The organism is Isoptericola variabilis 225 (assembly GCF_000215105.1).
Classification (GTDB): domain Bacteria; phylum Actinomycetota; class Actinomycetes; order Actinomycetales; family Cellulomonadaceae; genus Isoptericola; species Isoptericola variabilis_A.
In genome coordinates, this window is the sequence record NC_015588.1 from 3,180,966 (window position 1) to 3,207,499 (window position 26,534).

At 75.2% G+C, this 26,534-nt stretch carries 26 protein-coding genes; 17 read left to right on the forward strand and 9 right to left on the reverse strand.

Annotated features, from left to right (window positions below):
* The first annotated feature begins 56 nt into the window (after positions 1-56).
* The 7 genes from ISOVA_RS14630 (at position 57) to ISOVA_RS14660 (ending at position 9,499) form a co-directional block, all read left to right on the forward strand.
* A complete protein-coding gene (locus ISOVA_RS14630) occupies positions 57-3,023 on the forward strand; it encodes a helix-turn-helix transcriptional regulator (protein WP_041294929.1) in 2,967 nt (988 codons plus the stop codon).
* Between the two features lie 24 nt (positions 3,024-3,047).
* Positions 3,048-5,375, forward strand: coding sequence for a SpoIIE family protein phosphatase (locus ISOVA_RS14635; protein WP_013839973.1), 2,328 nt, complete (start codon positions 3,048-3,050; stop codon positions 5,373-5,375).
* Between the two features lie 53 nt (positions 5,376-5,428).
* A complete protein-coding gene (locus tag ISOVA_RS14640; RefSeq protein WP_013839974.1) occupies positions 5,429-6,439 on the forward strand; it encodes a sigma-70 family RNA polymerase sigma factor in 1,011 nt (336 codons plus the stop codon).
* Positions 6,440-6,468: 29 nt separating this feature from the next.
* Positions 6,469-6,924, forward strand: coding sequence for a fluoride efflux transporter FluC (locus ISOVA_RS14645; RefSeq protein ID WP_013839975.1), 456 nt, complete (start codon positions 6,469-6,471; stop codon positions 6,922-6,924).
* Positions 6,921-7,319, forward strand: a complete 399-nt coding sequence (crcB, locus tag ISOVA_RS14650) for a fluoride efflux transporter CrcB (RefSeq protein WP_013839976.1) — start codon at positions 6,921-6,923, stop codon at positions 7,317-7,319. The genes ISOVA_RS14645 and crcB overlap by 4 nt, the downstream gene beginning before the upstream one ends.
* Positions 7,320-7,648: 329 nt before the next feature.
* Positions 7,649-8,605: a 5'-3' exonuclease gene (locus tag ISOVA_RS14655; protein WP_013839977.1), complete on the forward strand. Its 957-nt coding sequence runs from the start codon at positions 7,649-7,651 to the stop codon at positions 8,603-8,605.
* Positions 8,606-8,734: 129 nt separating this feature from the next.
* Positions 8,735-9,499, forward strand: a complete 765-nt coding sequence (locus tag ISOVA_RS14660) for a VOC family protein (RefSeq protein ID WP_013839978.1) — start codon at positions 8,735-8,737, stop codon at positions 9,497-9,499.
* Between the two features lie 35 nt (positions 9,500-9,534).
* Here the strand turns inward: ISOVA_RS14660 and ISOVA_RS14665 are convergent, their stop codons facing one another.
* On the reverse strand, positions 9,535-12,201 hold the full coding sequence (locus tag ISOVA_RS14665) for a phosphoenolpyruvate carboxylase (RefSeq protein WP_081474928.1): 2,667 nt from the start codon (positions 12,199-12,201) through the stop codon (positions 9,535-9,537).
* A gap of 214 nt (positions 12,202-12,415) precedes the next feature.
* Here ISOVA_RS14665 and ISOVA_RS14670 point away from each other — a divergent pair, with 214 nt between their 5' ends.
* From ISOVA_RS14670 to ISOVA_RS14685, 4 genes are all read left to right on the forward strand, one after another.
* The gene (locus tag ISOVA_RS14670) at positions 12,416-13,297 is read left to right on the forward strand and encodes an NAD-dependent epimerase/dehydratase family protein (protein ID WP_013839980.1); all 882 of its coding nucleotides are present in this window, start codon (positions 12,416-12,418) and stop codon (positions 13,295-13,297) included.
* A 65-nt stretch (positions 13,298-13,362) separates the two neighbouring features.
* Complete coding sequence (locus tag ISOVA_RS14675) at positions 13,363-13,626, forward strand: ribbon-helix-helix domain-containing protein (protein WP_013839981.1); 264 nt, start codon at positions 13,363-13,365, stop codon at positions 13,624-13,626.
* Positions 13,608-13,880, forward strand: a complete 273-nt coding sequence (locus tag ISOVA_RS14680) for a toxin (protein ID WP_233275917.1) — start codon at positions 13,608-13,610, stop codon at positions 13,878-13,880. The genes ISOVA_RS14675 and ISOVA_RS14680 overlap by 19 nt, the downstream gene beginning before the upstream one ends.
* A 90-nt stretch (positions 13,881-13,970) precedes the next feature.
* Positions 13,971-14,513, forward strand: coding sequence for a GNAT family N-acetyltransferase (locus ISOVA_RS14685; protein WP_041294930.1), 543 nt, complete (start codon positions 13,971-13,973; stop codon positions 14,511-14,513).
* A gap of 21 nt (positions 14,514-14,534) precedes the next feature.
* Here ISOVA_RS14685 and ISOVA_RS15745 read toward each other — a convergent pair whose 3' ends face one another.
* The 3 genes from ISOVA_RS15745 to ISOVA_RS14700 are packed head-to-tail and all read right to left on the reverse strand — an operon-like array spanning position 14,535 to position 16,484.
* Entirely contained in the window at positions 14,535-15,299 is a 765-nt protein-coding gene (locus ISOVA_RS15745) for an anti-sigma factor family protein (RefSeq protein ID WP_013839984.1), read from the reverse strand.
* Entirely contained in the window at positions 15,296-15,799 is a 504-nt protein-coding gene (locus tag ISOVA_RS14695; RefSeq protein WP_013839985.1) for a sigma-70 family RNA polymerase sigma factor, read from the reverse strand. Before ISOVA_RS14695 ends, ISOVA_RS15745 begins: the two co-directional genes overlap by 4 nt.
* Before the next feature lie 7 nt (positions 15,800-15,806).
* Positions 15,807-16,484 carry a YceI family protein gene (locus tag ISOVA_RS14700; protein WP_013839986.1) on the reverse strand — a complete coding sequence of 226 codons (678 nt, stop codon included), beginning with the start codon at positions 16,482-16,484 and terminating at the stop codon, positions 15,807-15,809.
* A gap of 151 nt (positions 16,485-16,635) precedes the next feature.
* Between ISOVA_RS14700 and ISOVA_RS14705 the strand changes: the two genes are divergently transcribed.
* Positions 16,636-17,178 carry a COG4315 family predicted lipoprotein gene (locus ISOVA_RS14705; RefSeq protein WP_013839987.1) on the forward strand — a complete coding sequence of 181 codons (543 nt, stop codon included), beginning with the start codon at positions 16,636-16,638 and terminating at the stop codon, positions 17,176-17,178.
* A gap of 28 nt (positions 17,179-17,206) precedes the next feature.
* On the opposite strand, the gene ISOVA_RS14710 is transcribed toward ISOVA_RS14705, so the two are convergent.
* The gene (locus tag ISOVA_RS14710) at positions 17,207-18,034 is read right to left on the reverse strand and encodes a hydroxymethylpyrimidine/phosphomethylpyrimidine kinase (protein ID WP_013839988.1); all 828 of its coding nucleotides are present in this window, start codon (positions 18,032-18,034) and stop codon (positions 17,207-17,209) included.
* Positions 18,035-18,081: 47 nt separating this feature from the next.
* Here ISOVA_RS14710 and ISOVA_RS14715 point away from each other — a divergent pair, with 47 nt between their 5' ends.
* Positions 18,082-18,870, forward strand: coding sequence for a deoxyribonuclease IV (locus ISOVA_RS14715; RefSeq protein WP_013839989.1), 789 nt, complete (start codon positions 18,082-18,084; stop codon positions 18,868-18,870).
* 11 nt (positions 18,871-18,881) lie between these two features.
* Here ISOVA_RS14715 and ISOVA_RS14720 read toward each other — a convergent pair whose 3' ends face one another.
* Complete coding sequence (locus ISOVA_RS14720) at positions 18,882-19,556, reverse strand: response regulator (protein ID WP_013839990.1); 675 nt, start codon at positions 19,554-19,556, stop codon at positions 18,882-18,884.
* Positions 19,553-20,791 (reverse strand): sensor histidine kinase, encoded by a 1,239-nt coding sequence (locus tag ISOVA_RS14725; protein WP_013839991.1) that lies wholly within the window; start codon positions 20,789-20,791, stop codon positions 19,553-19,555. The genes ISOVA_RS14720 and ISOVA_RS14725 overlap by 4 nt, the downstream gene beginning before the upstream one ends.
* Before the next feature lie 154 nt (positions 20,792-20,945).
* Between ISOVA_RS14725 and ISOVA_RS14730 the strand changes: the two genes are divergently transcribed.
* Positions 20,946-21,845, forward strand: coding sequence for an ABC transporter ATP-binding protein (locus tag ISOVA_RS14730; protein WP_013839992.1), 900 nt, complete (start codon positions 20,946-20,948; stop codon positions 21,843-21,845).
* Positions 21,842-22,636 carry a hypothetical protein gene (locus ISOVA_RS14735; RefSeq protein ID WP_013839993.1) on the forward strand — a complete coding sequence of 265 codons (795 nt, stop codon included), beginning with the start codon at positions 21,842-21,844 and terminating at the stop codon, positions 22,634-22,636. Before ISOVA_RS14730 ends, ISOVA_RS14735 begins: the two co-directional genes overlap by 4 nt.
* Here ISOVA_RS14735 and ISOVA_RS14740 read toward each other — a convergent pair whose 3' ends face one another.
* On the reverse strand, positions 22,637-23,545 hold the full coding sequence (locus ISOVA_RS14740; protein WP_013839994.1) for a DNA/RNA non-specific endonuclease: 909 nt from the start codon (positions 23,543-23,545) through the stop codon (positions 22,637-22,639).
* Between the two features lie 116 nt (positions 23,546-23,661).
* Between ISOVA_RS14740 and ISOVA_RS14745 the strand changes: the two genes are divergently transcribed.
* On the forward strand, positions 23,662-23,979 hold the full coding sequence (locus ISOVA_RS14745) for a hypothetical protein (RefSeq protein ID WP_013839995.1): 318 nt from the start codon (positions 23,662-23,664) through the stop codon (positions 23,977-23,979).
* 174 nt (positions 23,980-24,153) lie between these two features.
* Positions 24,154-24,852 (forward strand): PadR family transcriptional regulator, encoded by a 699-nt coding sequence (locus tag ISOVA_RS14750; RefSeq protein ID WP_013839996.1) that lies wholly within the window; start codon positions 24,154-24,156, stop codon positions 24,850-24,852.
* Between the two features lie 6 nt (positions 24,853-24,858).
* Here ISOVA_RS14750 and ISOVA_RS14755 read toward each other — a convergent pair whose 3' ends face one another.
* On the reverse strand, positions 24,859-26,532 hold the full coding sequence (locus ISOVA_RS14755) for an outer membrane protein assembly factor BamB family protein (protein ID WP_013839997.1): 1,674 nt from the start codon (positions 26,530-26,532) through the stop codon (positions 24,859-24,861).
* Positions 26,533-26,534: the final 2 nt, after the last annotated feature.

The window sequence follows — 26,534 nt, forward strand, 5'->3', positions numbered from 1 at the left end:
ACGCCCTGGGCGAAATGCCCTCGGCGGCTGTCGGTGGCGGGTGGGACGATCGCGATGTGCGCCGGTCGTCCCGCATCCCGCTCGTCGCCCGCCAGGCCCAGGTCGCAGGGTTCCGCCGGGCGCTCGAGCGTGCCGCCGCGGGCGAGCCGGGCGTGCTGCTCGTGGGCGGCGACGCCGGCGTCGGCAAGACGCGGCTCGTGAGCCACCTCGCCGCCACGGCCGAGCAGGCCGGGGCGCGCGTCGTCGTCGCTCACTGCGTCGACCTGGGCGAGGTCGGCATCCCGTACCTGCCCTTCAGCGAGGCGCTCGCGCAGCTGCGCCGTCCTGCCGCGCACGCGACGTCGCCCGCCCGCGCAGGGTCCGACGACGTCGCGGCCGGAGTCGCGCAGCTCGTCGCGCAGCGCCCGGCGCTCGCCCGGCTGGTCGACCCGGCGGGTCCGGGCGCGAGCGAGGCGGGCGAGCACGCCGAGCGGCTGCAGCTCTTCGACGGCATCGCGAGCTCGCTGGCGGCGGCGGGGCGGCCCGGCGCCCCGCTGGTGCTGGTCATCGAGGACGTGCACTGGGCGGACCCGTCCACGCGCGACGTGCTGCGCTTCCTCGTGACGCGGCTGCGGTCCGAGCACCTGCTGCTCGTCGTCACGTACCGCAGCGACGACGTCGACCGCCGGCACCCGCTGCGCCCGCTCCTGGCGGAGCTCCACCGCCAGGAGCGGGTGGAGCACGTCGAGCTCGACCCGTTCACCGCGGACGAGCTGCGCGAGTTCACGACGGCGCTGAGCGGCGCCCCCCTGCCCGAGCGGGACTTCGCCGAGGTGCTGCGCCGGTCCGAGGGCAACGCGTTCTTCGCCGAGGAGCTCGTGTCGGCGGGCCTCGAGTCCGGCCACCTGCCCTGGTCGCTCGCCGACGTGCTCCACGCGCGGATGCAGCGCCTCGAGCCGGCGGTCCAGCAGCTCGTGCGCCTCGCGTCGGTGGCCGGGCGCCAGGTTCGAGAGGACCTGCTACGAGCCGCGGCGGGCCGCATGCGCGGGCTCGAGGACCCGGTGGTCCTCGCGACCGCCCTCCAGGAGGCCGTCGCGCACCAGGTGCTCGGCGTCGAGGGCACGCACCTCGCGTTCCGGCACGCCCTGCTCGCCGAGGCGCTCTACCTCGACCTGCTGCCCGGCGAGCGCGTCGCGATGCACCGCGCCTACCTCGCCGCGCTCCTCGCGGAGCCCGGCCTCGGGTCGGCCGCCGAGCGCGCACACCACGCGCAGCAGGCGCACGACCTGCCGACGGCGCTCGTCGCGTCGGCCGAGGCCGCCGAGCGCGCGCGGGACCTGCTCGCCCCCACCGAGGAGCTGCGGCACCTCGAGCAGGTGCTGTCGCTGTGGGAGGTCGTGCCCGACGCCGAGGCGCGTCTCGGGCGGGACCGGGTGGCGGTGGCGCTCCGGGCGGCCGGGGCGGCGGCGCGCAGCGGCCAGCGCACGCGCGCCGAGCAGCTCGCGCGGCGCGCGGTCGACGCGCTGCGCGACGACCCGCAGCGGCAGGCCCGTGTGCGGCACAACCTGGCGCGCTACCTGCTCGACGTCGAGGATCCGCGCGGGGCGGCGGAGCAGACGGTGCTCGCCCTGCAGGTGCTGCCCGCCGAGCCGACGGCGGACCTCGCCTGGACGCTCGCGGTGCGCGGCCGCGTCGAGCTCATCCGTGACGCCGACGACGAGGCGCGCGCCTACCTCGAGCAGGCGGTCGACGTCGCGCGCGCGGCCGGCGCGCCCGGCCCCGAGGCCGACGCGCTCGCGTCGCTCGCGATCCTCGAGGTCGGCGACCCGGCCACCGCCGCGCGGCTCCTCGAGACCGCGCTCGCACGCGCCGTCGACGCGGAGAGCCTCAGCACCGAGCTGCGCTGCTGGTACAACCTCGCGACGACGTGGTTCTACGCCGGCCACGTCGACGAGGCCGAGGACGTGCTGCGCCGGGGGCTCGACCGGGCGCGCGAGACCGGGATGTCGTGGAGCTCGTACGGCTCGGCGATGCACCAGCTCACGGAGATCGTCCGGTACTTCCGCGGGCACCTCGACGAGCCCGACCCGCTCGACGGCGTGCCGTCGTCCGAGGCGGTGTTCCTCGCCGGCGCGCACCTGTACGCGGCGGTCGCACGCGGCGACGAGGACGCGATCGAGCGCGCCGAGGCGATGCGCGACCGGTGGGACGTCGACGGCTTCATCGCGCTCACCTCGGGCGGCTGCCGCGTCGACGCGCTCACGTGGGCCGGCCGGTACGACGAGGCCGTCGAGCTCGCGCACGAGGTGGCCGACCACCTGGGTGCCGTGTGGAGCACGTACTTCCTCGGCCGGATCTGGATCTCGGCGCTCGCCCTGGCCGCGCTGGCCGGCGCGGCCGAGGAGGCCGCCGCCGCCCCCGACGCGCCCGAGCAGGCAGAGCGGCGCGCGCACGGCGACGCGCTGCTCGCCGTCGCGCAGGAGACGGCCCGGCGCGGGCGGCCGCGCGGAGGCAGCCTCGGCCCCGAGGGTCGCGCGTGGCTCCGGCGCGCCGAGGCCGAGCACGCCCGGCTCGTCGCGGCGACGGGCGGGGAGCCGGCCGACCCGGCGCTGTGGGAGGCGACGGTCCGGGAGTTCGGTTTCGGGTACCGCTACGAGGTCGCCCGCTCGCGCTTCCGCTGGGCGCAGGCGCTGCGCGCCGCGGGCGACCGCAACGCGGCCGAGCTCGAGGCGGCCGAGGCGCTGCGCGAGGCCCGCGACATGGGCGCACGGCCGCTCGCTGACGCGCTGCTGGCCTGGGCGCGCCGCGCGCGGCTGCCGCTGCCCGGCGTCCGGCGCGAGGCGACGTCGGCCCTCACCGAGCGCGAGGAGGAGGTGCTCGCGCTCGTGGCCCAGGGGCTGTCCAACCGGCAGATCGGCGAGCGGCTCTACATCTCGACCAAGACGGTGAGCGTGCACGTGTCGAACCTGCTGGCCAAGCTCGGGGTCTCGGGGCGCGCCGAGGCGGTCGCCGTGGCGACCCGCCGGGGGCTCCTGGAGGTCTGAGGCGGCGGCGTCCATACTGGCCTGGTGACGGAGCCCCTCGTCGTCGGCGCCCAGGCGGGTCGAGGCCCGGCCGCGAGCGTGACCGACGAGGTCTTCGACCGGGTCGCACGGCTCGTGCACCGGCACCTCGACGTCATCGCCGCGGCCGTCGTGCTGCGCGCCCGGGGCGAGCTCGTCCTGCCCGGCGCGGTGGGCCTGCCCGTGTCCACGCAGGCCGAGCGCGTGGCACGGGTCGCCGAGCCCGTGACGGCCCTCGTCGTCGGGACGGGCGCGCCCGTCGTCGTGCGCGACGTCGAGCACGACCCGCGCGTCGACCTCGACGCCGTGCACGATCTCGGTGTCGCGGCGTTCGCCGCGTTCCCCGTGCACGACGGCGACGGCCACGCCGTCGGGGCGCTCTGGGCGGTCGACGGGGCGCCGCGCGTGTGGACCGACGTCGACCTCGCCACGCTCTCCGACCTCGCCGCCGCGTGCACGAGCGAGCTGCGACTGCGCGCCGAGCGCGAGCGGGCACGGCTCGCCGAGCAGGTGGCGTTCCGGGCGCACCGGCGCTCGCGCTTCCTGCTCGGGCTGAGCGAGCGGTTCGCGGGCGTGAGCACGGTCGAGGAGGTCGAGGACGCGCTCGCGCACGCCGTCGGGGAGGGCACGGGCGCGCGCTGGGTCTCGCTCGCGCTCGTCGACGACGACCGCCGCCACCTCACCTACGTCACCGTCGGCAGCCAGGAGCCGGGGCAGGAGCTGCGCTCGCCGCGGCTCGACGAGCCGCGGCCCGACACGCACGTCGCACGCACCGCGCAGCCGCTGCACTTCCGCGACCACGACGCGCTCGTGGCCTCGTACCCGTCGATGGCGCCGATCGGGCTGGTGTCGACCGGGGCGCGCTCGTTCCTGCCGGTCGTCACGAGCGGGCGCGTGATCGGCGTCGTCGTGTGCGTGTGGGAGCACCCGCGCGAGCACGACGCCGAGGCGGCGATGCTCGAGGCCGCGCTCGGGCGCTACGTCGCGCTCGCGCTCGAGCGCGTCGCGCTGCTCGAGACGCGCCGCCAGGTGGCCACGACGCTCCAGGAGGCGCTGCTCACGACCGCGGCGCCCGCCGTCGCGCACCTCGACATCGCGACGACCTACTCGCCCGCCGCGCGGACCGACCAGGTGGGCGGCGACTGGTACGACGCGGTCGTGCTCGACGACGACGCCGCGCTGCTCATGATCGGCGACGTGTCGGGGCACGACGTGCACGCCGCCGCGCAGATGGGTCAGCTGCGCTCGATGCTGCGGGCGCTGGCGTGGAGCCACGACGAGTCGCCCGCGATGCTGCTCACGCTGCTCGACCGCGCGAACGAGAAGCTGGGCCCGCGTGCGACCGCGACCGCCGTCGTCGCGCGCCTCGACCGCGACGCGCCCGCGTCGGACGGTGCTGCCGCGGCCCTGCCGGGCGACCGCTCGTACACGCTCACGTGGTCGACGGCGGGGCACCCGCCGCCGCTCGTGCTCCGGTCCGACGGGCGGGTCGAGCAGCTCGCCGCGCGCGCCGACCTCATGCTCGGCATCCAGCCCGCGACGGCCCGCACCGACCACACGGCCCGGCTGCACCCGGGCGACACGCTCGTGCTGTACACCGACGGGCTCGTCGAGGAGCGCGGCACGCTCATGTCGGCACGGATCGCCGAGCTCGGCCGCGTGCTCGCCGCGTCGAAGGGCCTGGCGACGGCCGCGCTGCCGCGCTCCCTCGTCAAGGGGCTCGTCGGGTCGCGGCAGCGGGACGACGTCGCGGTGCTCGCCGTGCGCGTCCGCGTACCCGTGCCGTCCGGCTGGCCGTCGCCCGCGGGCCACGCGCGCGCCGAGCGGCGGGTCGCGGACTCGCTGTCCGACCTGGGCCCGGCGCGACGCTGGGTCGACGACGTCCTCGAGTGCTGCGAGGTCGACTCGGAGCAGCGCCGCACCGCGATGCTCCTGACGAGCGAGGTCCTCACCAACGCGCTCGAGCACGGCAGGGCCCCCATCACGGTGACGGTCGAGGTCGACGACCGGCGGCTGCGCGTGGGCGTGCGCGACGGGTGCACGCGCGAGCCCGAGCTCAAGTCGCCCGAGCCGCACGACCTGTCGGGGCGCGGCGTGCTGTTCCTCGAGCGGCTGGCCTCGCGGTGGGGCGTGGACAAGCACGAGGACTCCGACGCCGTCGGGCGGCACGCGGACGCCGGCGCCGGCAAGACCGTGTGGTTCGAGATCGACCGCGGGTCGCACCCGCTCACCGGGGCGATCGAGAAGGTCCGCAAGGACCCGGTCACGGGCGCCATCCCGTTCGCCGGGCCGCTGCTGCAGCGTCCGTCGTGGGACGGGTCGCGGTCCGGCTGAGTCCTCCTCGAGGGGGAAGACGACTGTCGGTGGGCGGACGTACGGTGTGAGACGTGACACACACCGTCGACGTACCGGAGACCCGCGAGTCCGACGTCGGTGCGCTCCTCGAGGCGTACCGGGGCGAGCTCACGGGGTACTGCTACCGGCTGCTGGGCGGCGCGTTCGAGGCTGACGACGCCGTGCAGGAGACCCTGCTGCGCGCGTGGCGTGCGTACGACCGGTTCGAGGGCCGGTCCTCGCTGCGCTCGTGGCTCTACCGCATCGCGACCAACGTGTGCTTCGACCACCTCGGCTCGAGCAAGCGGCGCGAGCGCCCCATGGGGCTCGGCGGTCCGCAGCCGGCCGAGGCCGAGTACTTCGGGGAGACGCTGCCCGAGGAGCGGTGGGTCGAGCCCGTGCCCGACGACGCGGTGCTGCCGCGCGAGGGCGACCCGGCCGACATGGCCGTGGGCCGCGAGTCGATCCGGCTGGCCTTCGTCGCTGCGCTGCAGCACCTGCCGCCGCGGCAGCGGGCCGTGCTCGTGCTGCGCGAGGTGCTGCGGTGGTCGGCCGCCGAGGTCGCGACCCTGCTCGACACGTCGGTCGCGTCGGTCAACAGCGCGCTCCAGCGGGCGCGCGCGACGCTCGGGTCGAAGGCGCTGCGGCTCGACGACGCCGCCGACGCGGAGCGGGCCGAGTCCTGGTCCGCGGCGGACAGCGAGCTGCTCGAGCGGTACCTCGACGCCTTCGAGCGCTACGACATGGACGCGCTCGTGCGGCTGCTGCGCGAGGACGCGGTCCTCAACATGCCGCCCTACACGCTGTGGGTCCAGGGGCCGAAGGACATCGTGCGCTGGATGGAGGGCCCCGGCGCGCGCTGCCGTGGCTCGCGGTGCCTGCGCGTGCGGGCCAACGGGTCGCCCGCGTTCGGCCAGTACAGGCCGGACCCGGCGGGCGGGTGGAGCCCGTGGGCGCTGACCGTGCTCGAGCACGACGGCACGGGCAAGGTCACGGGCATCACGGCGTTCCTCGACACCGCCTCGTGGTTCCCGCGGTTCGGGCTGCCGGACCACCTCGACTGACGTCCGGCGCGCCCTGACATCATGGGCGCGTGAGCGCACCGGCCCGGCCCCCGCACCGCGACGTGCGCCTGCTGGGGCTCGTGGCGATGGGCGGCGCCGTCGGGTCGGGGCTGCGGTACGCCGTGGCGCTCGCGCTGCCGTGGGACGCCGGGTCGTGGCCGTGGGCGACGTTCGCGGTCAACGTCGTCGGCGCGTTCCTGCTCGGCTGGCTCCTCGAGGCCGTCGCGATGCGCGGCCCCGAGACGTTCGCGCTGCGCCGGTGGCGCCTGTTCGCCGGGACCGGGCTGCTCGGCGGGTTCACGACGTACTCCTCGCTGGCGCTCGAGCTCGAGCGCCTGCTCGCCTCCGGCGCGTGGGGCGTGGCGCTCGGGTACGCGGCCGGATCGCTCGTGCTCGGCACGGCCGCCGCGCTCGCGGGGCTCGCCGCCGGGCGCCGGACGCCGCCGAGCACGCTCGGGGTTCTGCTGCGCGGGGGCGGCCGGTGAGCGGGCTGGTCGACGTGCTGCTCGTGGCCCTGGGCGGCGGCGTCGGGGCCGCGGCCCGCTTCTGGGTGGCCGACACCGTCCGGGCGCGGCGGCCCTCGGGCTTCCCGTGGGGCACGTGGACGGTCAACGTCGTCGGGTCGTTCGTGGTCGGGCTCCTGGCCGGATGGGTGCTGGCCGGCTGGTCGCCGGCCGGCGAGCACTGGCGGCTGCTGCTCGCCGTCGGGCTCTGCGGCGGGTTCACGACCTTCTCGACCGCGTCCGTGGAGACGGCGACGCTGCTCCAGGCCGGGCGCGTGCGCCTCGCCGTGCTGCACGCGCTGAGCACCCTGGTGGTGAGCGTGGCCGCCGTCGCGGCGGGCCTCACCGTCGTCACCCTCCTCCCCCTCGCGAGGTAGCGCAGGATTCGCCGAGGTAGCGCACGGTTGGCCGACGTAGCGCAGGATTCGCCGAAGTAGCGCACGGTTGGCCGAAGTAGCGCAGGATCCGCCGACGTAGCGCCGCACGCCACGAGGTAGCGCTCGGGAGGTGTGCGCGCGAGAGCAGAGGGAGCGCAGCGACCGATTCATTCGAGCGCGCGCACCTCCCGAGCGCTACCTCGCCACATCGCGCGCTACCTCGCGGTCCCGAGCGCTACCTCGGCATCGCGAGCGCTACCTCGCGACCTCGCGCGCTACCTCGCCACATCGCGCGCCACCTCGTCGGTGGGGGGTGGGAGGCTGTGCGCATGAGCCTCATGCTCCTCGACACCGCGAGCCTCTACTTCCGCGCCTTCTTCGGCCTGCCCGACACGCTCCGCTCCCCCGACGGCAAGCCGGTCAACGCGGTCCGCGGCCTGCTCGACATGATCGCGTTCCTCGTGACCGAGCACCGGCCCGACCGGCTCGTCGCGTGCTGGGACGAGGACTGGCGGCCGGCGTTCCGCGTCGAGGCGATCCCCTCGTACAAGGGTCACCGCGTCGCGCAGGCCACCCCGCCGGGCGTGCCCGACGTCGAGGAGGTGCCCGACGCGCTGACCCCGCAGATCGCCGTCATCGTCGAGGTGCTCGCCGCGCTCGGCATCGCACGCGTGGGGGCGCCGGGCCACGAGGCGGACGACGTGATCGGCACGCTCGTCGCGCGCGAGACGTCGCGCCCCGTGCCCGACGGCGCCACGCGGCGGGTCGACATCGTCACCGGCGACCGGGACCTCTTCCAGCTCGTCGACGACGCCGCGGGCGTGCGCGTGCTGTTCCCGGCCCGAGGGGTGCGCGACCCCGACGTCGTCGACCAGGCGAAGCTCGCCGAGAAGTACGGCCTGCCGACCGGCGCCGCGTACGCCGACATGGCGATCCTGCGCGGCGACCCCTCCGACGGCCTGCCCGGCGTCCCGGGCATCGGCGAGAAGACGGCGGTCAAGCTCCTCACCACGTTCGGGGACCTCGACGCGATCCGGGCCGCGGCCGCCGACGGCACGCCCGGCCTCACGCCGTCCCAGCGCGCGCGGCTGCGCGAGGCGAGCGACTACCTCGACGTCGCGCCCGTCGTCGTGCAGGTCGCCCGGGACGCGCCGGTCGACGAGGTCGACGACGCGCTCCCCCGTGCGCCGCACGACCCGGAGGCGCTCGACGCGCTCGCTGAGCGGTGGGGCATCCGCTCGAGCGTCGACCGGGTCCTCACCGCGCTGGAGCGCCGCTGGTCCTGACGTTGCGAGCGGACTCTTGGCCCGGTTCGAGGCGTGTAAGTGGGCCAAAGCTCCGCTCACAGCGATGAGTCCGGGGGGTGGCGGGGGTCAGCACCACGTTCGCACCACCCGAGCCACACGGAGGACACCATGCCCGCACGCGGAGACCTGCCCGAGGGCGCGCCCGCCTGGATCGACCTCGGCGCGCGCGACCTCGACGCCGCGGTCGCGTTCTACACCGGCCTCTTCGGCTGGGAGCACATGAGCTTTGGCGAGGAGTTCGGCAACTACGGCCAGTTCCTGCTGAGCGGCGCACCGGTCGCGGGTGTCGGTCCGCTCATGGACGAGACGCAGCCGGCCGCGTGGGGCGTCTACCTGTGGTCGACCGACGCCGACGCCACCGCCGCGCGCGTCCGCGAGCACGGCGGCACCGTGCTGCTGCCGCCCGACGACGTGCCCGGCCAGGGTCGCTTCCTCATGACCGTCGACCCGACCGGTGCGCCCGTCGCCTTCTGGCAGGCGTACGAGCACCGGGGCTTCGGCACGGTCGCCGAGGCGGGCGCGCCGGCGTGGTTCGAGCTGTGGACGAACGACTACGACCGCGCCGTCGCGTACTACCGCGACGTCGCCGGCTGGGACGCGCACGAGATGCCGAACGACGAGGGCTACCGCTACACCACGCACGGCGAGGGCGACGACTCCTACGCCGGGATCTACGACGCGACGTCGGACCTCGGCGAGCAGGGCACGCCGTCGTGGGTGGTCTACCTCGGCTCGGCCGACGTCGACGCCTCCGCCGCGCGCGCCCGCGAGCTGGGCGGCACGGTCCAGGGCGAGCCGCAGGACACCCCGTACGGCCGCATGGTCGCCGTCCAGGACCCGAACGGCGCGAGCTTCCAGCTCATCTCCGTCTGACCCCGTCGCCGGTGGCTGCACCACCGGCCGCAGGATCAGCCGGTGTTCTGCAGGCCCGCGCTGACGCCGTTGACGGTGAGCAGCAGCAGGTGCTGCCAGCGGTCCTTGTACCCGCCGTCGACCCACTTGCCGGACTCGGCGGTCACGCCCTCGCTCGCGCCCTCGGTGCGCAGCGCGCGCAGGGCGCGGACCTGGAGCAGGGACAGCGCGTCGACGTAGGGCGAGCGCAGCTGCACGGCACGCCCGAGGACGCGGCGGTTGGCGAGCGGCCACTCGTTGCCCGTCACGCGCAGCACCCACTCGCGCGTGAGGCGCAGCTCGTCGAGCACCATCTGCGCGAGGTCGTCGCGGTCGCCGAGCGCGAGGTACTGGGCAGCGATGCGCTCGTCGGTCTTGGCGAGCGACATCTCGACGTTGTCGAGCAGCGTCGCGAACAGCGGCCACTCCCGGTACGCCGCCTGGAGCTCCGCGATGCGTTCCGGGCTGTCGCCGAACTCGCGCAGCGCCGTCCCGAGCCCGAACCAGCCGGCCAGGTTGATGCGCGCCTGCGACCACGAGAACACCCACGGGATCGCGCGCAGGTCGTCGAGCGAGTTGACCGACAGGCCTCGCTTGGCCGGGCGCGAGCCGATCGGCAGCAGGCCGATCTCCTCGAGCGGCGTGACCTGCGCGAACCACTGCGGGAAGCCCTCCGACTTCACGAGCGCGTGGAAGCGGGCGCGCGACGACGCGTCGAGCGAGGACGCGACGTGCGCGAAGCGCTCGGCCGTGGCGGCGTTGCGCTTCTCGGTCGACGGCGCGGAGGCGAGCAGCGTCGCGGCCGCGACCTGCTCGATGTGGCGCGCGGCGATCGTCGGGTCGCCGTACCGAGCGAGGATGACCTCGCCCTGCTCGGTGAGCTTGAAGCGGCCGTCGACCGAGTGGGGCGGCTGCGCGAGGACCGCGCGGTTGGCCGGGCCGCCGCCGCGGCCCAGCGCCCCGCCGCGGCCGTGGAACAGCGTGAGCGTGATGTCGTGGCGCCGCGCCCACTCCGCGATGCGCGACTGCGCCGAGTGCAGCGCGAGCGTGGCCGCGACAGGCCCGACGTCCTTCGAGGAGTCCGAGTAGCCGAGCATGACCTCGACGCGGCGGCCGTTGGCCGCGAGCCGGCGCTGGACCTGCGGCAGCTCGAGCGCGGCCTCGAGGATGTCGACCGACGCCTCGAGGTCCGCGAAGGTCTCGAACAGCGGGATCGCATCGATGACCGGGATGTCCTCGGCGTCCTCGAACGCCAGCTCGGCCAGGTGGTAGACGGCCGCGAGGTGCTCGGGCGCCTGCGTGAACGACACGATGTAGCGGCGCGCGGCCCGCTCGCCGAAGCGGCGCTGCACCGCCCCGAGCGCGCGGAAGGTGTCGAGCACCTCGCGCGTGCGGTCGGACAGGTCGCCGTGCACGCCCTTCTCGGCGATCTCGTCGAGCGCCGCGGCGTGCACCTGCGAGTGCTGGCGCACCTCGATCTCGGCGAGGTGGAAGCCGAACGTCTGGACCTGCCACACGAGCTTCTGGAGGTCGCCGTACGCGGCGCGGGGCGCGCCCGCCTCCACGAGCGAGTCCTGCACGACGCGCAGCTCGGCCTCCAGCTCCTCGGGCCGCCGGTACGCGAGGTCCGCGTCCCGGCGCCGCGTGGCCCCGATGCGGCCCGCGATCGCGAGCACCGCGGCGCGGTGCGGCTCGCGCGGCGACACCGCCGCGGCCTGCGCCGTGAGGTCCTCCGAGAGCTGGCGCAGCCGCTGCCACAGCGCCTTGAGCGCCGACGACGGCGGCGTGCCGGCCTCGTCGAGCGTGAGCTTGCGGCCGACCTGGCGCGCCGCCTCCTCGAGCGCGGTCAGCGCGTGCTCGGCCGCGAGCGTCGCGGCCTGGCGCGTGACCTCGGCGGTGACGTTGGGGTTGCCGTCGCGGTCGCCGCCGATCCACGAGCCGAGGAAGACGAACGGCCGTGCGACGGGCGCCGCGCGTCCGGCGTCGCCGTCGAGCAGCCAGTCGTCGAGCCGGCGGTAGACCTCCGGGAACGTGTTGAACAGGGTGGCGTCGAAGACGCCCATGGCCGTCTTGACCTCGTCGAGCACGGTCGGCTTGGCCGCACGGATCGGCGACGTGCGCCACATCGTGTCGATCTCGGCCAGCAGGCGCCGCTCGTTCTCGACGAGCGACGTGCCACCCGGGCGCATCGTGTCGCGCTCGGCGAGCAGGTTCGAGATGCGCCGCACCGCTCCCGAGACGGCCCGACGGCGCGCCTCCGTCGGGTGCGCGGTGAGCACCGGGCGGAACTCGAGCTCGCTCAGCCGGCGCAGCGCCTCGTCGCGGCCCACCTCCTCGGCGAGCTGGGTGAACGCGTGGGGCAGCGACTCGTCGACGGCGGCACCGGCCTCGGTCTCGCGCTGGCGCAGCACGCGCACGCGGTGGTACTCCTCGGCCAGGTTCGCGAGGTGGAAGTAGCACGTGAACGCGCGCGCCACCTGCTCGGCCCGCTCGAGCGGGAAGCCGGCCACGAGGTCGGCCGCCTCGGCGAGCGCCGTGCCGCCGTCGTCCGAGCCGTACGCGCGGATGGTCAGCTCGCGCAGCCGCTCGACGTCGTCGAGCAGGTCCTGGCCGCCGGCCTCGCGCAGGACCGTGCCGAGGAGCCCGCCGAGCAGGCGGATGTCGTCGCGCAGCGGGTCGGGCATCTCGTGCCGGGCCACGACCCGCTCGCGCGCGCCCGCGGAGGCGGGCGAGGGGTCGGTCACGACGCCGGTGGGCTGTGCCTGGTTCTCGCTCACGATCCAAGAGACTAAGCCGAACCTGCCTTGAACCGAACATGGCGTCCGATCGGTGGTCCTGCCCGACGGCGGTACCCCGGCCGGTCTCGCCCGCCCGGTCCGGGGGTGTCAGGATCGGGGCATGACGTCACCAGCACAGCCGGGTCAGCGGGTCGTGGTCACCGGGGCGAGCGGCCGGCTCGGACCCGCCGTCGTCGAGCACCTCGCCGCCCACGGGTGGGACGTCGTCGCGACCGACCGCGTCGCTCCCCCGCGTCCGCTGCCGGGGAAGTTCGTGCGCGCCGACCTCGGCGAGCTCGGCCAGGTGACCGAGCTGCTCGCGGGCGTCGACGAGTCCGGGCCCGCCGACGCCGTCGTGCACCTCGCGGCGATCCCCGCGCCCGGGATGGCGCCCAACTCCACGACGTTCGCCAACAACGTCCCCGCGACGTACAACGTGTTCCGCGCCGCACAGGTCACGGGCATCCGCAACGTCGTGTGGGCCTCGAGCGAGACGGTGCTCGGACTGCCGTTCGACGTGCCGCCGCCGTACCTGCCGGTCGACGAGGAGTACCCGCCGATCCCGCAGACCACCTACTCACTCGGCAAGACGCTCGAGGAGGAGATGGCCCAGCACCTCACGCGCTGGGACCCGCAGCTCAAGGCCGTCGCGCTGCGGTTCTCCAACGTCATGCTGCCCGAGGACTACGCGCGCTTCGAGACGTGGCAGGACGACCCGGCCGCCCGCCGGTGGAACCTGTGGGGCTACATCGACGCGCGCGACGGCGCCCAGGCCGTGCGCCTCGCGCTCGAGGCGACGTTCACGCGCTTCGAGGCGTTCATCGTCGCGAACGCCGACACCGTCATGCGGCGTGACTCCGCCGAGCTGGCCGCCGCCGAGTTCCCCGGCGTGCGCCTCCACCGGCCGCTGCGCGGACGCGAGACGCTCCTGAGCATCGACAAGGCCCGCCGCATGCTCGGCTACGAGCCGCAGCACTCCTGGCTCGACGAGGTGCGGGACTGACTGACCCTGGCCTCGTCGTCCCGCAGACCGTCGACTGCGAGAGGGTTTTCGTATACGCTATTCGCATGGGTGAGGAGAAGATTCGCGGTCAGGCGGTGAGCGACGAACAAATCCAGGCGTGGGCCGACGAGGCTGAGGGGGGCTACGACGTCGAGACGCTCCGCCGTCGCGGACGTCCGAGCGCGGGCGAAGGTCCCGGGATCGTCGTGCCCGTGCGGCTTGACGCCCGCACACTCGCGGCCCTGAACGAGCGTGCGGAGTCCGAGGGCCTCGCGAACCGGTCTGAGGCGATCCGGGCGGCCGTACGTGCGTGGCTGCACGTCGCATGAGGCGGCTGCACGACTCGGCTCGCAAACACTTCCGACGCGACCGGCTGACCGAGGCGGGTGTGCTCTACGCCGCCCAGCACAGCCTCTATCAAGTCCCGCTCGATGACGAGGACGACCCCCGTCGCTGGCTCATGCTCGGCTTCGACGACTCCGGGCGCATGCTGGAGCTCGTGGTTCTTGTCTTCGACTCCGGGGACGAACTGATCATTCACGCGATGAAGGCACGGCCCCAGTACCTGGACCTGCTCACCTGACTCTCTCGAGCACCCGATGCGACGGTGCCGCGGCGCCGCGATCAGACCTCGCCGATATCCTCGAGCTCCGGATCCCCATAGGGTCGCGACATGGCGCAACGTGCACGGGCGACGTGGCCCCCAATGATCGCGACAGAGCGCCTCTTGCTGCGGGAGCCTGAGGGGAAGGATCGCCCGGCACTTGTCGAGTTGTTCACCTCTCCCGAAGTCGGCACCTACATCGGTGGACCGCGCCCGCGCCAGGAGTTCGAGCGCTCGCTGCCAGAGGACAACCGACGGCCGGGACTCTTCGCTGTCGATCTTCACGGGGCACTGATCGGGATCGTTACGCTCGACCGACTCGAGCCTGTCAGCAAGAGCTGCGTCCGTGTGGCGGGCGAAGAGGCCACCCTGGGATATCTGTTCCTGCCCGAAGCGTGGGGCTGCGGTTATGCCACCGAGGCGTGCACAGCAGTCCTCAACTGGTTCACGACCGCACTACCCGGTGAGTCCGTGTCGCTGTCGACACAGACGGCCAACAGTGCCTCAATTCGCCTCGCGACCAAGCTCGGCTTCACCGAGGTGGAGCGCTACGAGGCCTACGGCGCCGAGCAGTGGCGTGGCAGGTGGTCGCCAACCCGTCGGCCAGCTTGAGGCCATGCTGATGCTCATGGTTCACAGTTCCGCAGCCGCGAGCGCCTGCCCGCCTGCGACGGCGATCTCGACGCGCGCGACGTCGTCGAGCGGCACGGCGGACGCGGCCGACAGCCCGCGCGACTCGGTGCCCGACGCGCTCCACGTCGCGGCGACGGTCCGCCCGCCGTCACGGTCGACGAGGACGAGCTCGTACGCGACCGGCTCCGCCGCGTCGTACCGCTGGCCCGCCGACCGCGCGGGGTAGCTGCAGCTCCACTCGAGCTGCGTGCCCCACGGACGCGGCGTCGCCGTGAGCGTCGCGCGGACGTCGATCGCGCCGACGGGCTCGAGCTCGACGGCGGTCCCCTCCGCCACCGTGCCCGACGACGGCACTCCCCCGGGTGCCTCGCCCTCGGGTCCGGCCGAACCGAGCGCGAGTCCGGTCACGACGCCACCCACGACAAGGGCGACGGCCGCGACGAGGGCGAGCGACCGCCGTCGGGCACGGTGACGACGGGCCCTAGCCGCGAGCGCCGAGAAGGGGACGATGTCGGCGCTCGCGGCGGTCTGGGAGGTGTCGTCGAGCAGCGCGAGGGCGTGCTCGGGCGGGAGGGAGGACAGCAGGCCGGGCATGCCGGCGAGCTCGGCGACGGCCTCGCGGCAGGCGGCGCACCCGGCGAGGTGCTCCTCGTACGCGCGGCGCTCGGCCGGGCCGAGCGCGCCGAGCACGTAGGCGGCGTCCCACTCGCGGTACGGGTCGGCGGCGCGCCCGACCGGCCGCGGCGTCGGCTCCATCCCGGTCATGGCGTCACTCCCTTCTCCTGCAGCGCGAGACGGAGCGCACGCAGCGCGTAGTGCAGCCGGGACTTGACGGTCCCGGGCGGCACGTCCTGCTCCTCGGCGAGCTCGGCGACCGTGCGCCCGCGGTAGTAGGCGCCGACGACGACGGCGCGGTGCTCGGGCGAGATCTCGACGAGCGCGTCGGCCACGAGCCAGGCGTCGAGGACGGCCTGGGTGGCGTCGGGCTCGGGCGTCTCGGGCACGTGGTCGGTCGTGCGCTCGTGGGCGTGCCGGGCGCTGCGGAGCCGGTCGACGACGAGGTGCCGCGCGACGGTGAAGAGCCAGGCCCGCACCGACTCCTCGGGCCGCTCGAGCACCTCGGTGTGCTTCCACAGCCGCAGCAGCGACTCCTGGACGACGTCCTGCGCCTCGGCGTCGTCGCGCACGAGGCGGGCGACGTAGCGGTGCAGCGCACCGGCGTGCGCGGCGTGGATCGCCTCGAGGAGCTGCTCGTCGGTGGGCACCCTCGCCTCACCCCTCGCGCTCGAGCCGCAGCGAGAACTCGATGCTGCCCTCGCCGTCGACCCGCACGAACGCGAGCGCGGGCGCCTCGACGCCGTAGTCGGCGAACGTGAGGGGAACGCTGCCGACGACGTGCGCGCCGTCGTCGGTCGTGGCGACCTCGGCGTCGACGGTGACCTCGCGTGTGACGTCGCGGATCGTGAGGTCGCCCGTGAGCTCGACGGCGGTCTGGCCGGGCTCGAGCGGCGCCGGCTCGGTGAGCACGAACGTCGCGGTCGGGTAGGTGCCGACCTCCATGACCGTGCCGCGGAAGTACGCGTCGCGCGGCGGCTCGTCGGTGCGCACGCTCTCGATGTCGACGACGACCTCCGCGTCGGTGAGCGTGCCGTCCGCGATCGTGACCGAGCCCGTGACCTCCTCGGTGCGGCCGGTGACCGTGACGTCCTCGCCGCGCAGCACCTCGTGGACCCGGTACCCGGCGAACGAGCCGTCGGCGACGACCCACACGCCGTCGAGCCCCGCGGTCTCCTCGGGGACCGGCGCGCCCGTCGCCTCGAGCGCGGGCGCCTCGGCCGCGGCCCGGTTGGCCCAGTCCGCGTACAGGCCGGGACCCCACGCGACGGCCGCAGCGCCGCCGACCACGACGGCCACGCCCACGCCGATCGCCACCTTCGCCGCCCTGCGCACGACTCCGCACCACCCTCGCTCGCCGCCCCCGGTGGGGCTCCCTACCCCGCACGACGGGCCGGAGGGCCGGAGGGTTCACCGCGGCCGCCGATGAACCTCCGGGGGCCGGGCCTCGTCGTACCGGGAGAGGGCACCGAACGAGGGAGGCATCATGCGACGCACGTCCCGTCTGACACCCACCGTAGCCGCGGCCACGACGGCGGTCGCGGCGGCGCTCGCCCTGGCGGGCTGCGGCGGTGCGGAGGAAGCGGAGCCCGGCGGCGGCGACACCGGCATGGACGAGGGCATGGAGGAGCCCGCAGGCGACGTCGTGCTGGGCACCGCCGACAGCGAGCTCGGCGAGATCGTCGTCGACGGCGAGGGCATGACCGTCTACTACTACTCCAACGACGAGCCGGGCTCGGGCGAGAGCACGTGCACCGGCGAGTGCCTGGCGATGTGGCCGCCGGTGCACGCGGACGGCGAGGACCCGCAGGTCGAGGGCGTCACGGCCGAGGTCGGCACGATCACCGGGACCGACGGCGAGCTGCAGGTCACCGTCGACGAGCGGCCCGTCTACCTGTACGCGGGCGACTCCGCGCCGGGCGACGTGACCGGCCAGGGCGTCAACGACGTCTGGTGGGTCGTCGCGCCCGACGGCTCGGAGATCACCGAGCTGCCCGGCACGGGCGGCGACGACGGCGGCGGGTACTGACCGTGCGGCGGGACGCGTCAGGCAGCGGTCACGCGGCCGTGTACGCGCCCTGCCAGACGGTGTCGAACGGCGTCGCGGCGCCGACGCGCGCCCGGATGCCCGCGGTGACGACGTCCTTGGCGGTGCGCACGGCGTCCGCGACGTCGGCGCCCTTGGCGAGCTCGGCCGTGATGGCCGCGGCGAACGTGCAGCCGGCGCCCGAGACGCGCTCCTCGCCGACCTTGGGCGCGCTCAGGACGGTGACCTCCGCGCCGTCGAACAGCACGTCGACGGCGTCCGGGCCCGGCAGCTCGACGCCGCCCTTGGCGACGACGTAGCGCGGGCCCGCGGACGTGTCGAGCTGCGCGTGGATGCGGCGGGCGGCCTCGGCGAGGTCGTCGACCGACTCGATCGCGTCCATGCCCGCGAGGGTCTTCGCCTCGAAGAGGTTGGGCGTCACGACCGTCGCCTGCGGCAGGACCTGCTCGCGCAGCGCCGTGTCGGTGTCGAGCGCCGCGCCCGGCTCCTGGCCCTTGCAGATGAGGACCGGGTCGAGCACGACGTGGCGCCACGGCCGGCTCGCGAGCGACCGGGAGACGACGTCGATGGTCGCGGGGGTGCCGAGCATGCCGATCTTGACGGTGTCCAGGTCGTGCGCAGCCGTGGCGGCCTCGAACTGGTCGGCGATCACCTGCGGGTCGACCGGGACGAACCGGTGGCGCCAGCCGTTCTTCGGGTCGAACGACACGATGCACGTCAGCGTGCCGACGCCGTAGACGCCGAGCTGCTGGAACGTCTTGAGGTCCGCCTGGATGCCTGCCCCGCCGGTGGCCTCGGAGCCGGCGATCACGTACGCGAGCGAAGGGGTGGTGCTCATGGGCGCCAAGCCTACGGGCGTCGGAGGCGGCCCGTAGGGTGTGGGCCATGAGCGTGAAGATCGGTGCCCACGTCGACCTGTCCGACGCCGTCGCGCAGGCCAAGGAGATCGGCGCGGACGTCGTCCAGGTGTTCGTGTCGGACCCGCAGGCGTGGAAGGTGCCGCCGATCGAGCACCCCGGAGGCACGGAGGCGTTCCGCGAGGAGGCGGCCGCCGCCGGGCTCGACGTGTACGTCCACGCGCCCTACGTCATCAACGTCGCGTCGACGAACAACCGGATCCGCATCCCGAGCCGCAAGCTGCTGCAGCAGGTCATGGTCCGCGCGGAGGAGATCGGGGCCAAGGGCGTCATCGTCCACGGCGGGCACGTGACCGCGAAGGACGACCCGGCGGCCGGCTTCGACAACTGGCGCAAGGCGATCGACGCCCTCGAGAGCGATGTGCCCGTGCTCATCGAGAACACCGCGGGCGGCGACTTCTCGATGGCCCGCCGGCTCGAGCGCATCGAGCAGCTGTGGGCCGCGGTGATGCAGGCGAACGGCGCCGAGAACGTCGGCTTCACGCTCGACACGTGCCACGCCTGGGCGGGCGGCATCGACCTCGCGACGGCGGTCGACGAGATCCGCGGCATCACGGGCCGCATCGACCTCGTCCACGCCAACGACTCGCGCGACGCCGCCGGCTCGGGCGCGGACCGGCACACGCACTTCGGCCTCGGCATGATCCCCGAGGAGCTGCTCGTCGGCGTGATCGCCACGGCAGGCGCCCCGGTCATCTGCGAGACGCACGGCGACATGGGCCCCGACATCGCCTGGCTGCGCGAGCGGCTGGCCTGAGGCGTACGACCTCAGACGAGCCCGGCGTCGTGCACGACGATCGCCGCCTGCACCCGGTTCGCGGCGTCGAGCTTGGTGAGGATGCGCGAGACGTGCGTCTTCACGGTCGGCACGCTCATGTAGAGCTCGCCGGCGATCTCGGCGTTGGACAGCCCGCGCGCGACGGCGAGCGCGACCTCCCGCTCGCGCTCGGTCAGCGCGGCGACGCGCGACTCGGCCGCGCGGCGGCCGTCGGGCGCCGACGTCTGCGAGACCGCGGCGATGAGTTGCGACGTGACGCTCGGCGACAGCGTAGGCTCGCCCGCGGCGGCCGCGCGCACCGCAGCGACGAGCCGGTCGGGCGGCGTGTCCTTGAGCAGGAACCCGGCGGCGCCGACGCGCAGGGCCTCGAGCACCATGTCGTCGGTGTCGAAGGTCGTCAGCACGATGACCCGCGACGGCACCCCGACCGCGACCAGCCGCCGCGTCGCCTCGAGACCGTCGAGGCGCGGCATGCGGATGTCCATGAGGACGACGTCGGGCCGCAGGCGCGTCACGAGCTCGACCGCGGCCGCGCCGTCGGGCGCCTCGCCGACGACCTCGAGGTCGGGCGACCCGCCGAGGATCAGGCCGAGCCCGGCCCGGACCAGCGCGTCGTCGTCCACCACGACCACGGCGAGGGGCGCGGCGGCATCCGGTTCGCTCATGGCGCCCACGGTAGCCAGGCCGACACCACGAACGCGCCGCCCGCGGAGCCGTACGCGAGGCGGCCGCCCACGAGCTCGGCCCGCTCCGTGAGGCCCACCAGCCCGAGGCCCGACGGCGGCGGCGCGCCGACCGGCGCGAGCTGCGGCCCGACGCTGCGCACCGGGTTGCGAACCGCGAGCGAGAGCCCCTCCCCCGGCTCGCCGTCGACCACGACGGTCACGGGCGCCCACGGGGCGTGCTTGCGCGCGTTGGTCATCGCCTCCTGGACGATGCGGAACGCGTGCCGGCTCACGGCGTCGGGCAGCTCGTCGAGCCGCCGGGCGCGGACGTCGACGTGCACCTCGGTGCCGCTCGCGCGCGCGTCGTCGACGAGCTCGCGGAGGTCGGCCAGGGTCGGCTGCGGTCGCTCGGGCGCGCGGACGATGCCCTCCGGGGCGTCGGGCACCGGTCCGCCGGTCTCGCGCAGGACGCCGAGCACCTCGCGCAGCTCGGTCAGCGCCGCGTGCGCGTTCGACTGCACGATCGACGCGGTCTCGGCGACCTTGTCGGGCGGCAGGTCGGTCCGGTACGCGAGGGCGCCCGCGTGCATCGCGACGAGCGACATGCGGTGGGCGAGCACGTCGTGCATCTCGCGCGCGATCCGCGCCCGCTCGTTGGCCCGCGCCTGCGCGACGCGGCTCGCCTGCTCGCGCTCGGCCGTCTCGGCCCGCTCGCGCAGCGAGGCGAGGTGCTCGCGGCGCAGCCCGATGTACGCGCCGATCCACACGAGCAGCGCATAGATGACGACGCCGCCCACGACGTCGAGCAGCGGCCAGTAGCCGGGGTCGCCCACGAGCGGGTGCAGCAGGCCGTAGACCCACCCGGCGAGGACGAACACGACCCCGACGACGCCCACGCTCCACCACCGGCGGTGCGTCGCGAGCGAGACGACGGCGATGACCGCGGCCCCGACCACCGCGATCGACACGGTCGTCGCCGCGCTGAGCAGGAGCGCGACCGTCAGCGGCGCCCTGCGCCGCAGCGGGAGCAGGCCGAGGCCGAGCAGGCCGACGAGGAAGTCCAGCGCCCACAGCTCGTCGGAGATCAGGCGGTCACCCATGTCGGCCTCGTACGCGACGAACGCGCCCATGACCATGCCGAACACCGCCGCGACGAGGACGCGCCACACCTCGCCCCACACGCGGGCGGCGCGCGAGCGGTCGGCGGCCGGTCGGCCAGGGGCTGGGATGGGCATGCACCGAGAGTAGGCACCGCGCCCGGCCCGGTCATCCGCCGTCAGGCGGTGGCGGGTCATCCTTTCGGACGACGCCGGACGGCCGAGACGGCGGACCCAGGTCCATGCCGTCGGTGGATGCGCGCGCCGGGCGCGCGCGGGAAGGCTGGCAGCCATGATCACCGTGGAGCACCTGACCAAGAGATACGGCCCGGTCGTGGCCGTGGACGACGTGTCGTTCACGGCCACCCCCGGCCACGTCACCGGCTTCCTCGGCCCCAACGGCGCCGGGAAGTCCACGACGATGCGCATGATGTGCGGGCTCACGCCGGCGACGTCGGGCACCGCCCGCGTGCTCGGCGTCCCGTTCGCGGCGCTCGCCAACCCGGGCCGCCGCGTCGGCGTCCTGCTCGACGCCTCGGCGCAGCACGCCGGGCGCACCGGTCGCGAGGTGCTCACGCTCGCCGCGCTGCTCACGGGCGTGGACCGGCGCCGGGTCGACGCGGTGCTCGACCTCGTGGGGCTCACCGAGAAGGAGGCGGCCCGCCGCGTCGGCTCGTACTCGCTCGGCATGCGCCAGCGCCTGGGCATCGCGTCCGCGCTGCTCGGCGACCCCGAGGTGCTCATCCTCGACGAGCCCGCCAACGGGCTCGACCCCGCGGGCATCCGCTGGATGCGCGACCTGCTCCAGGACTTCGCCGCTCACGGCGGCACCGTGCTGCTCAGCTCCCACCTGCTCCACGAGATCGAGCAGGTCGCCGACCGGCTCGTCGTCATCGGCCGCGGCCGCATCGTCGCCCAGGGCGCCAAGGACGACCTGCTGCGCCGCGCCGGCACGTTCGCGCGCTCCGAGGACGACGCCGCGCTCGTCGCGGCTCTCACCGCCGCGGGCATCACCGCGGAGCCCTTGGCCACGGGCGGCGTCGACGCCCAGGCCGAGCCCGCCGCCGTCGCGCGCGCCGCGAGCGCCGCCGGCGTCGTCGTGACCGAGCTGCGGGCCGCCGACTCGCGCGGCCTGGAAGACCTGTTCCTCGAGCTCACCGCCGGGGACGCGCGCGAGGAGGTGTCGGCATGACCGCCGCCACGACAGCACCCCGGACCACCGAGCGGACGACGGCCGAGGTGCGGCCGATCTCGTTCGCGACGCTCGCCCTCGTCGAGTGGCGCAAGCAGCTCGACACCCGCGCCGGGCGCTGGCTCCTCGCCACGATCGGCATCATCACGGCCGCGGTGGTCGTCATCACCGGTGCGGTCGGGGACGGCAACGTCCCGTTCGGCGGGTTCTTCCTCGGCACGGTGACGCCCATGGCGATGCTGCTGCCGATCGTGGGCATCCTCGCCGCCACCTCGGAGTGGTCGCAGCGCACGGCGCTCGTGACGTTCACGCTCGAGCCGCGGCGCGTCCGGGTCGGGCTCGCCAAGCTCCTCAGCGCGGTCGCGTCCGGGGTCGTGTTCTTCGCGGCGGCATTCGGGGTCGCGGCGCTCGCCCACCTGTGGGTCGTGCAGTTCCGCGGCGCCGAGGCGAGCTGGAACGTGCCGGGCGACGCCGTCCTCGGCGCGCTCCTGCTGGTCGTCATCGGCATGGTGCAGGGCGTCGGCTTCGGCCTCCTGCTGCTCAACACGCCCGCGGCGATCGTGTCGTACCTGTTCCTGCCGACGCTGTTCAGCATCGTCGGCTCGCTCATCACCGCGGTGCGCGACGCGATGCCGTGGATCGACCTCGGCACGGCCGGCGCACCGATCCTCGAGGGCGGCGCATCGGGTCAGGAGTGGGCCCAGGTCGCGACGGCGACGCTCATCTGGGCCGTGCTGCCCGTCGTCGGCGGCCTCGTGCGGCTCACCCGCAGCGAGATCAAGTCCGCCTGATCACACGCGCAGGTCGGTCGGTGCGGTGATCTCGCGCCAGCCGCCGGGCACCGTGCCCGACGGCGGCACTCCCTCGGGCCGCGGGCCCGCGGCCGGCAGCACGTCGGCCGCGGGCAGCGGCCCGAGGTCCGTCCCGGTGAGCGCCGCGACGTCGGCCACGGGCACCTGGAAGGTCCGGAACGGCCCGAGCGGCGGCAGCTCGCCGGCCGCGAGCGCCCGGGCGGTGCGCGTCCGCAGCTCGACCTCCTCGAGCTGCGGACTCTGGTCCAGGACGAACGCCGCGGCCCGCAGCGAGGCCGCCGGCGCGACCGGGCCGCCGTCGTCGGGCACGCGCCACGACGGGGCGGCCCACGCCGCGATCTTCCAGAACCGGCGCGGGATCCCGACGCCGCGGTAGACGGGGTCGTCGGCCGCGAGGACGCAGCCGGTCAGCACGACGAGCCGGTGCTCGTGCGCCTGCGCGTAGGCGAGCACGTGGTCCTCGAGCCCGTTCCACAGCTCCTTCGACTGGTTGAACCGCCCGACCTGCGGGGCCGCGTTGGTGTAGACGAACGTGGCCTCGCCCGCCGCGACCGCCTCGGCGACCGTGCCCCACATGGGGTCGCGCCGGCGCACGAGGTGCCCGCGGTCGAGGGCGTTGCGGTGGTAGAGCTCGGGACCGGCCTGCTCGTGCTCGGGCGCCTGCGGGTCGAGCCGCCAGCCGCCCGTGCGCGGCAGCGGCTGCAGGCGCGCGCCGTCGATCATCACGCCGGTCGCCGCCGCGAGGCGCCGTGCCGGGTCGAGCAGCACCGTGAAGTGCGGGTGGTCCAGGCGGCGCAACGTGCGCGGCGGGGCGTCCGGAGCGGGTGCGGGCAGCGGCACGTGCACCGCGTCGTCGGGACCGAGGAACCGCGCGTCGTAGCCCGTCACGCCCCCACCCCACCAGACCGCGCCGCGCCGGTCCACCCCGGCGGGGGCGCGGCGCAAGGATCGCGACGCCTGCGACACACGCAGGGCACGGGGCTCGGAGCAGAGCGGGGAGCGGCATGGCGGGTCGGGTGGTGGTCGGTGCGGCGGCGGCCGCGCTCGGTGCGGGCGTGGTCGTCGTCGCGCTCGTGCTCGGGCTCGTCGCCGCCCACGGGGCGACCTCGTGCGCCACGGTCGGCTACCTCAACCTGGCGCCGCTCGTCGTCGAGGCGCCCGACGACGTCGACGCGGTCGCCGTGCACGGCGTCCCCGGGCCGGCCGCGCTCCCGGCCGACGAGCTCGTCGTGGCCTCGTCGCTCGTGGCCGACGGCGTCGTGGCGGCGACGTGCGAGGCGGTCGTCGACACCGGAGCGCTCGCGGCGCTGCAGACGCCGTAGCCCGCGCTACTTCGGCGGATCGAGCGCTACCTCGCGCGAGAACGCGCTACTTCGCCGATTGCTGCGCTACCTCGGCGACGTCTGGGATTGCTAACGATATATCGTTGATGTATCTTCGATGATGTTCGGTCGAGCGCACCCGCTCCCGACCCACCCCCGGCCAGGAGGCATCCCATGCGAACCCCACGACACGACCCCTTCGAGCAGCCCTTCGGACCGCGCGGACGGCGCCGCCGTCGCGGCGACTTCCCCGACGGCGCCGGCATGCCGCACAGCGGCCGGCCCGGACCCGACGGCCGGGACCCGCGCGAGGCGTTCCACGGCCACCGCGGTCGCGGACGCGGCGGCTTCGGCCCGGGCTTCGGGCCTGGCTTCGGGCCCGGCTTCGGACCCGGCGGGCCCCGGGGCCGGCGTGCCGGGCGCGGCGAGATCCGCGCGGCGATCCTGCTGCTCCTCGCCGAGCAGCCCATGCACGGCTACCAGGTCATCACCGAGCTGGCCGAGCGCACCGACGGCCGCTGGCGCCCGAGCCCGGGCGCCGTCTACCCGGCCCTCGCGCAGCTCCAGGACGAGGGCCTCGTCGAGGTGTCCGACGACGGCGGCCGCCGCCTGGCGTCGCTCACCGACGCGGGCCGCGCCTACGTCGAGGAGCACCGCGGCGACCTCGGCACGCCGTGGGAGACGGTCGCCGGCGGCCGCCCGGCGCACCTGCGCGACCTGCGCAAGGGCCTGCACGCGCTCGGCGACGCCGTCGAGCAGGTCGTCCGGACGGGCACCGCAGCGCAGGGCGAGGCCGCCGTCGAGGTCCTCGACCGCGCGCGCCGGGAGATCTACCGGGTCCTGGCCGAGGACCCTGCGGACCCCGACGCCTGAGCGCGGTCAGCCCAGGCCGACGATCGCCGTCGGCGACCAGCGCAGCAGGCGCCCGTCGGCCGCGAGGTCGATGCCCCACGCGTCGTGCTCGAGCATGCTCGTCCACACGAGCTCGCCCGTCGCGACGTCGACCGCGGCCCAGTGCGCGGCGATCTGCTCCTGGTCGAGGGCCGGCCACACGAGCGCCATGCGCCGGCCGTCGGTGAACACCGACTGCACCCGGTCGGACACCGAGCCCCACACCCGCTCGCCCTCGACGTCGGCGAGCAGGTCGTCGTGCGACCAGATCTCGCGCCCGGTGTCCAGGTCGAGGCCCGCCACGCGGCCCAGCGCGTCGGTCACGACGGCGATGCCGCCCGCCTGCGCGAGCAGCGCCACGACGCGCGTCCCCCGCACCCACAGGACGCGGCCCTCGTCGTCGACGGCGTGCGTCTCGTCGCCGACGCGCACGAGGTGGACGCCGCCCCGGCCACCGTCGGACGCGCGCGGGACGAGCAGGTGCCCGCCGAGCTCGCGCCGCACCTGGCCGTCCCGCCCCAGCAGGCGGTCGCCCTCGGGGACGGACCCCACGCGGCCGCCGGTCGCCGAGCCGACGTACCCGCCGCCGTCGAGCGCCCGCACCGCGGCGCCGTGGCTCGAGGGGCCGACGCCGGCCACGACCTCGAGCCGCTCGCCCGCGGGCGTGAACCACGCGTCGATGCCGCAGCCGAAGACCCAGAGCAGGTCGCCGGCCGACGCGACGCGCAGCTCACCGCGCAGGTCGACCTCCGCGTCGCGGCCCCCGTTGGTGTACTCGACGCAGCGGTAGCCGTCGAGCACGGGCTCGAACTCGACCATGCGCTCCCACCGCACCTCGCCCGTGACGGCGTCGAGCAGGCGGACCTCGGCGTCGTACCCGTCCGCGATCTCGCCGTCCACCTGCACGTCGCCGGCCGCGGGGTCGCCGGTGAGCCCGACGTCGGGCTCGGACGCCTGCCCGACCCACGACGCCGTGACGACCGCGCCGTGGGGCGCCGGCCGCACCAGGTCGTCCGCGACCTCGAGCGGGCGCCGCGACACCACGCCGCCCTCGGCGTCGACGACGACGACCGTCCGCTCCTCGGCCCGCCCGGAGAGGCACACGAGCAGGCGCGACGGCACGATCCGCGCGCGCTGGTCCCACAGCCCGTACCCGCCGCCGCACTCGCTGGTCCGGTCGGGCAGGCGCACGGACCAGCGTCGTTCGCCGGTGTCGAGGTCGACCCCCTCGAGGTCGTCGTAGCGCTGGATGACGGCGGCCCCGCCCATGACCGCGACCAGCCCGCCCGGTGCGCGGTCGTCCGCGCGGACGTCCCACGTCACGGCGGGCGGCCGGGACAGGTCGAGGACGCCGCCCGACGCGACGCGCAGCGCCGCGGCCCGGTTCCGGTCGCCGACGACGTCGATCGCGACCGCGCCGACCGCCCCGAGGACCAGGACGAGGACCGCGACGAGCCACCGCTGCGCGTGCGGCGTGCGGGGCCCGCGTGCCGGCCCCGCCTCGGGCTCGGGGTCGGGCTCGACCCGCTCGAGGTGCACGACGGCGGCACCGCCGTCGGGCAGGTCGGCCGCCTCGGGCGCGCTCCGGCGAGGATCGTGACCGTCACCGGGCACGATCTCGAAGGTGAAGACGCCGTCGTCGGCGTCGCGTCGCCGGCCCACCT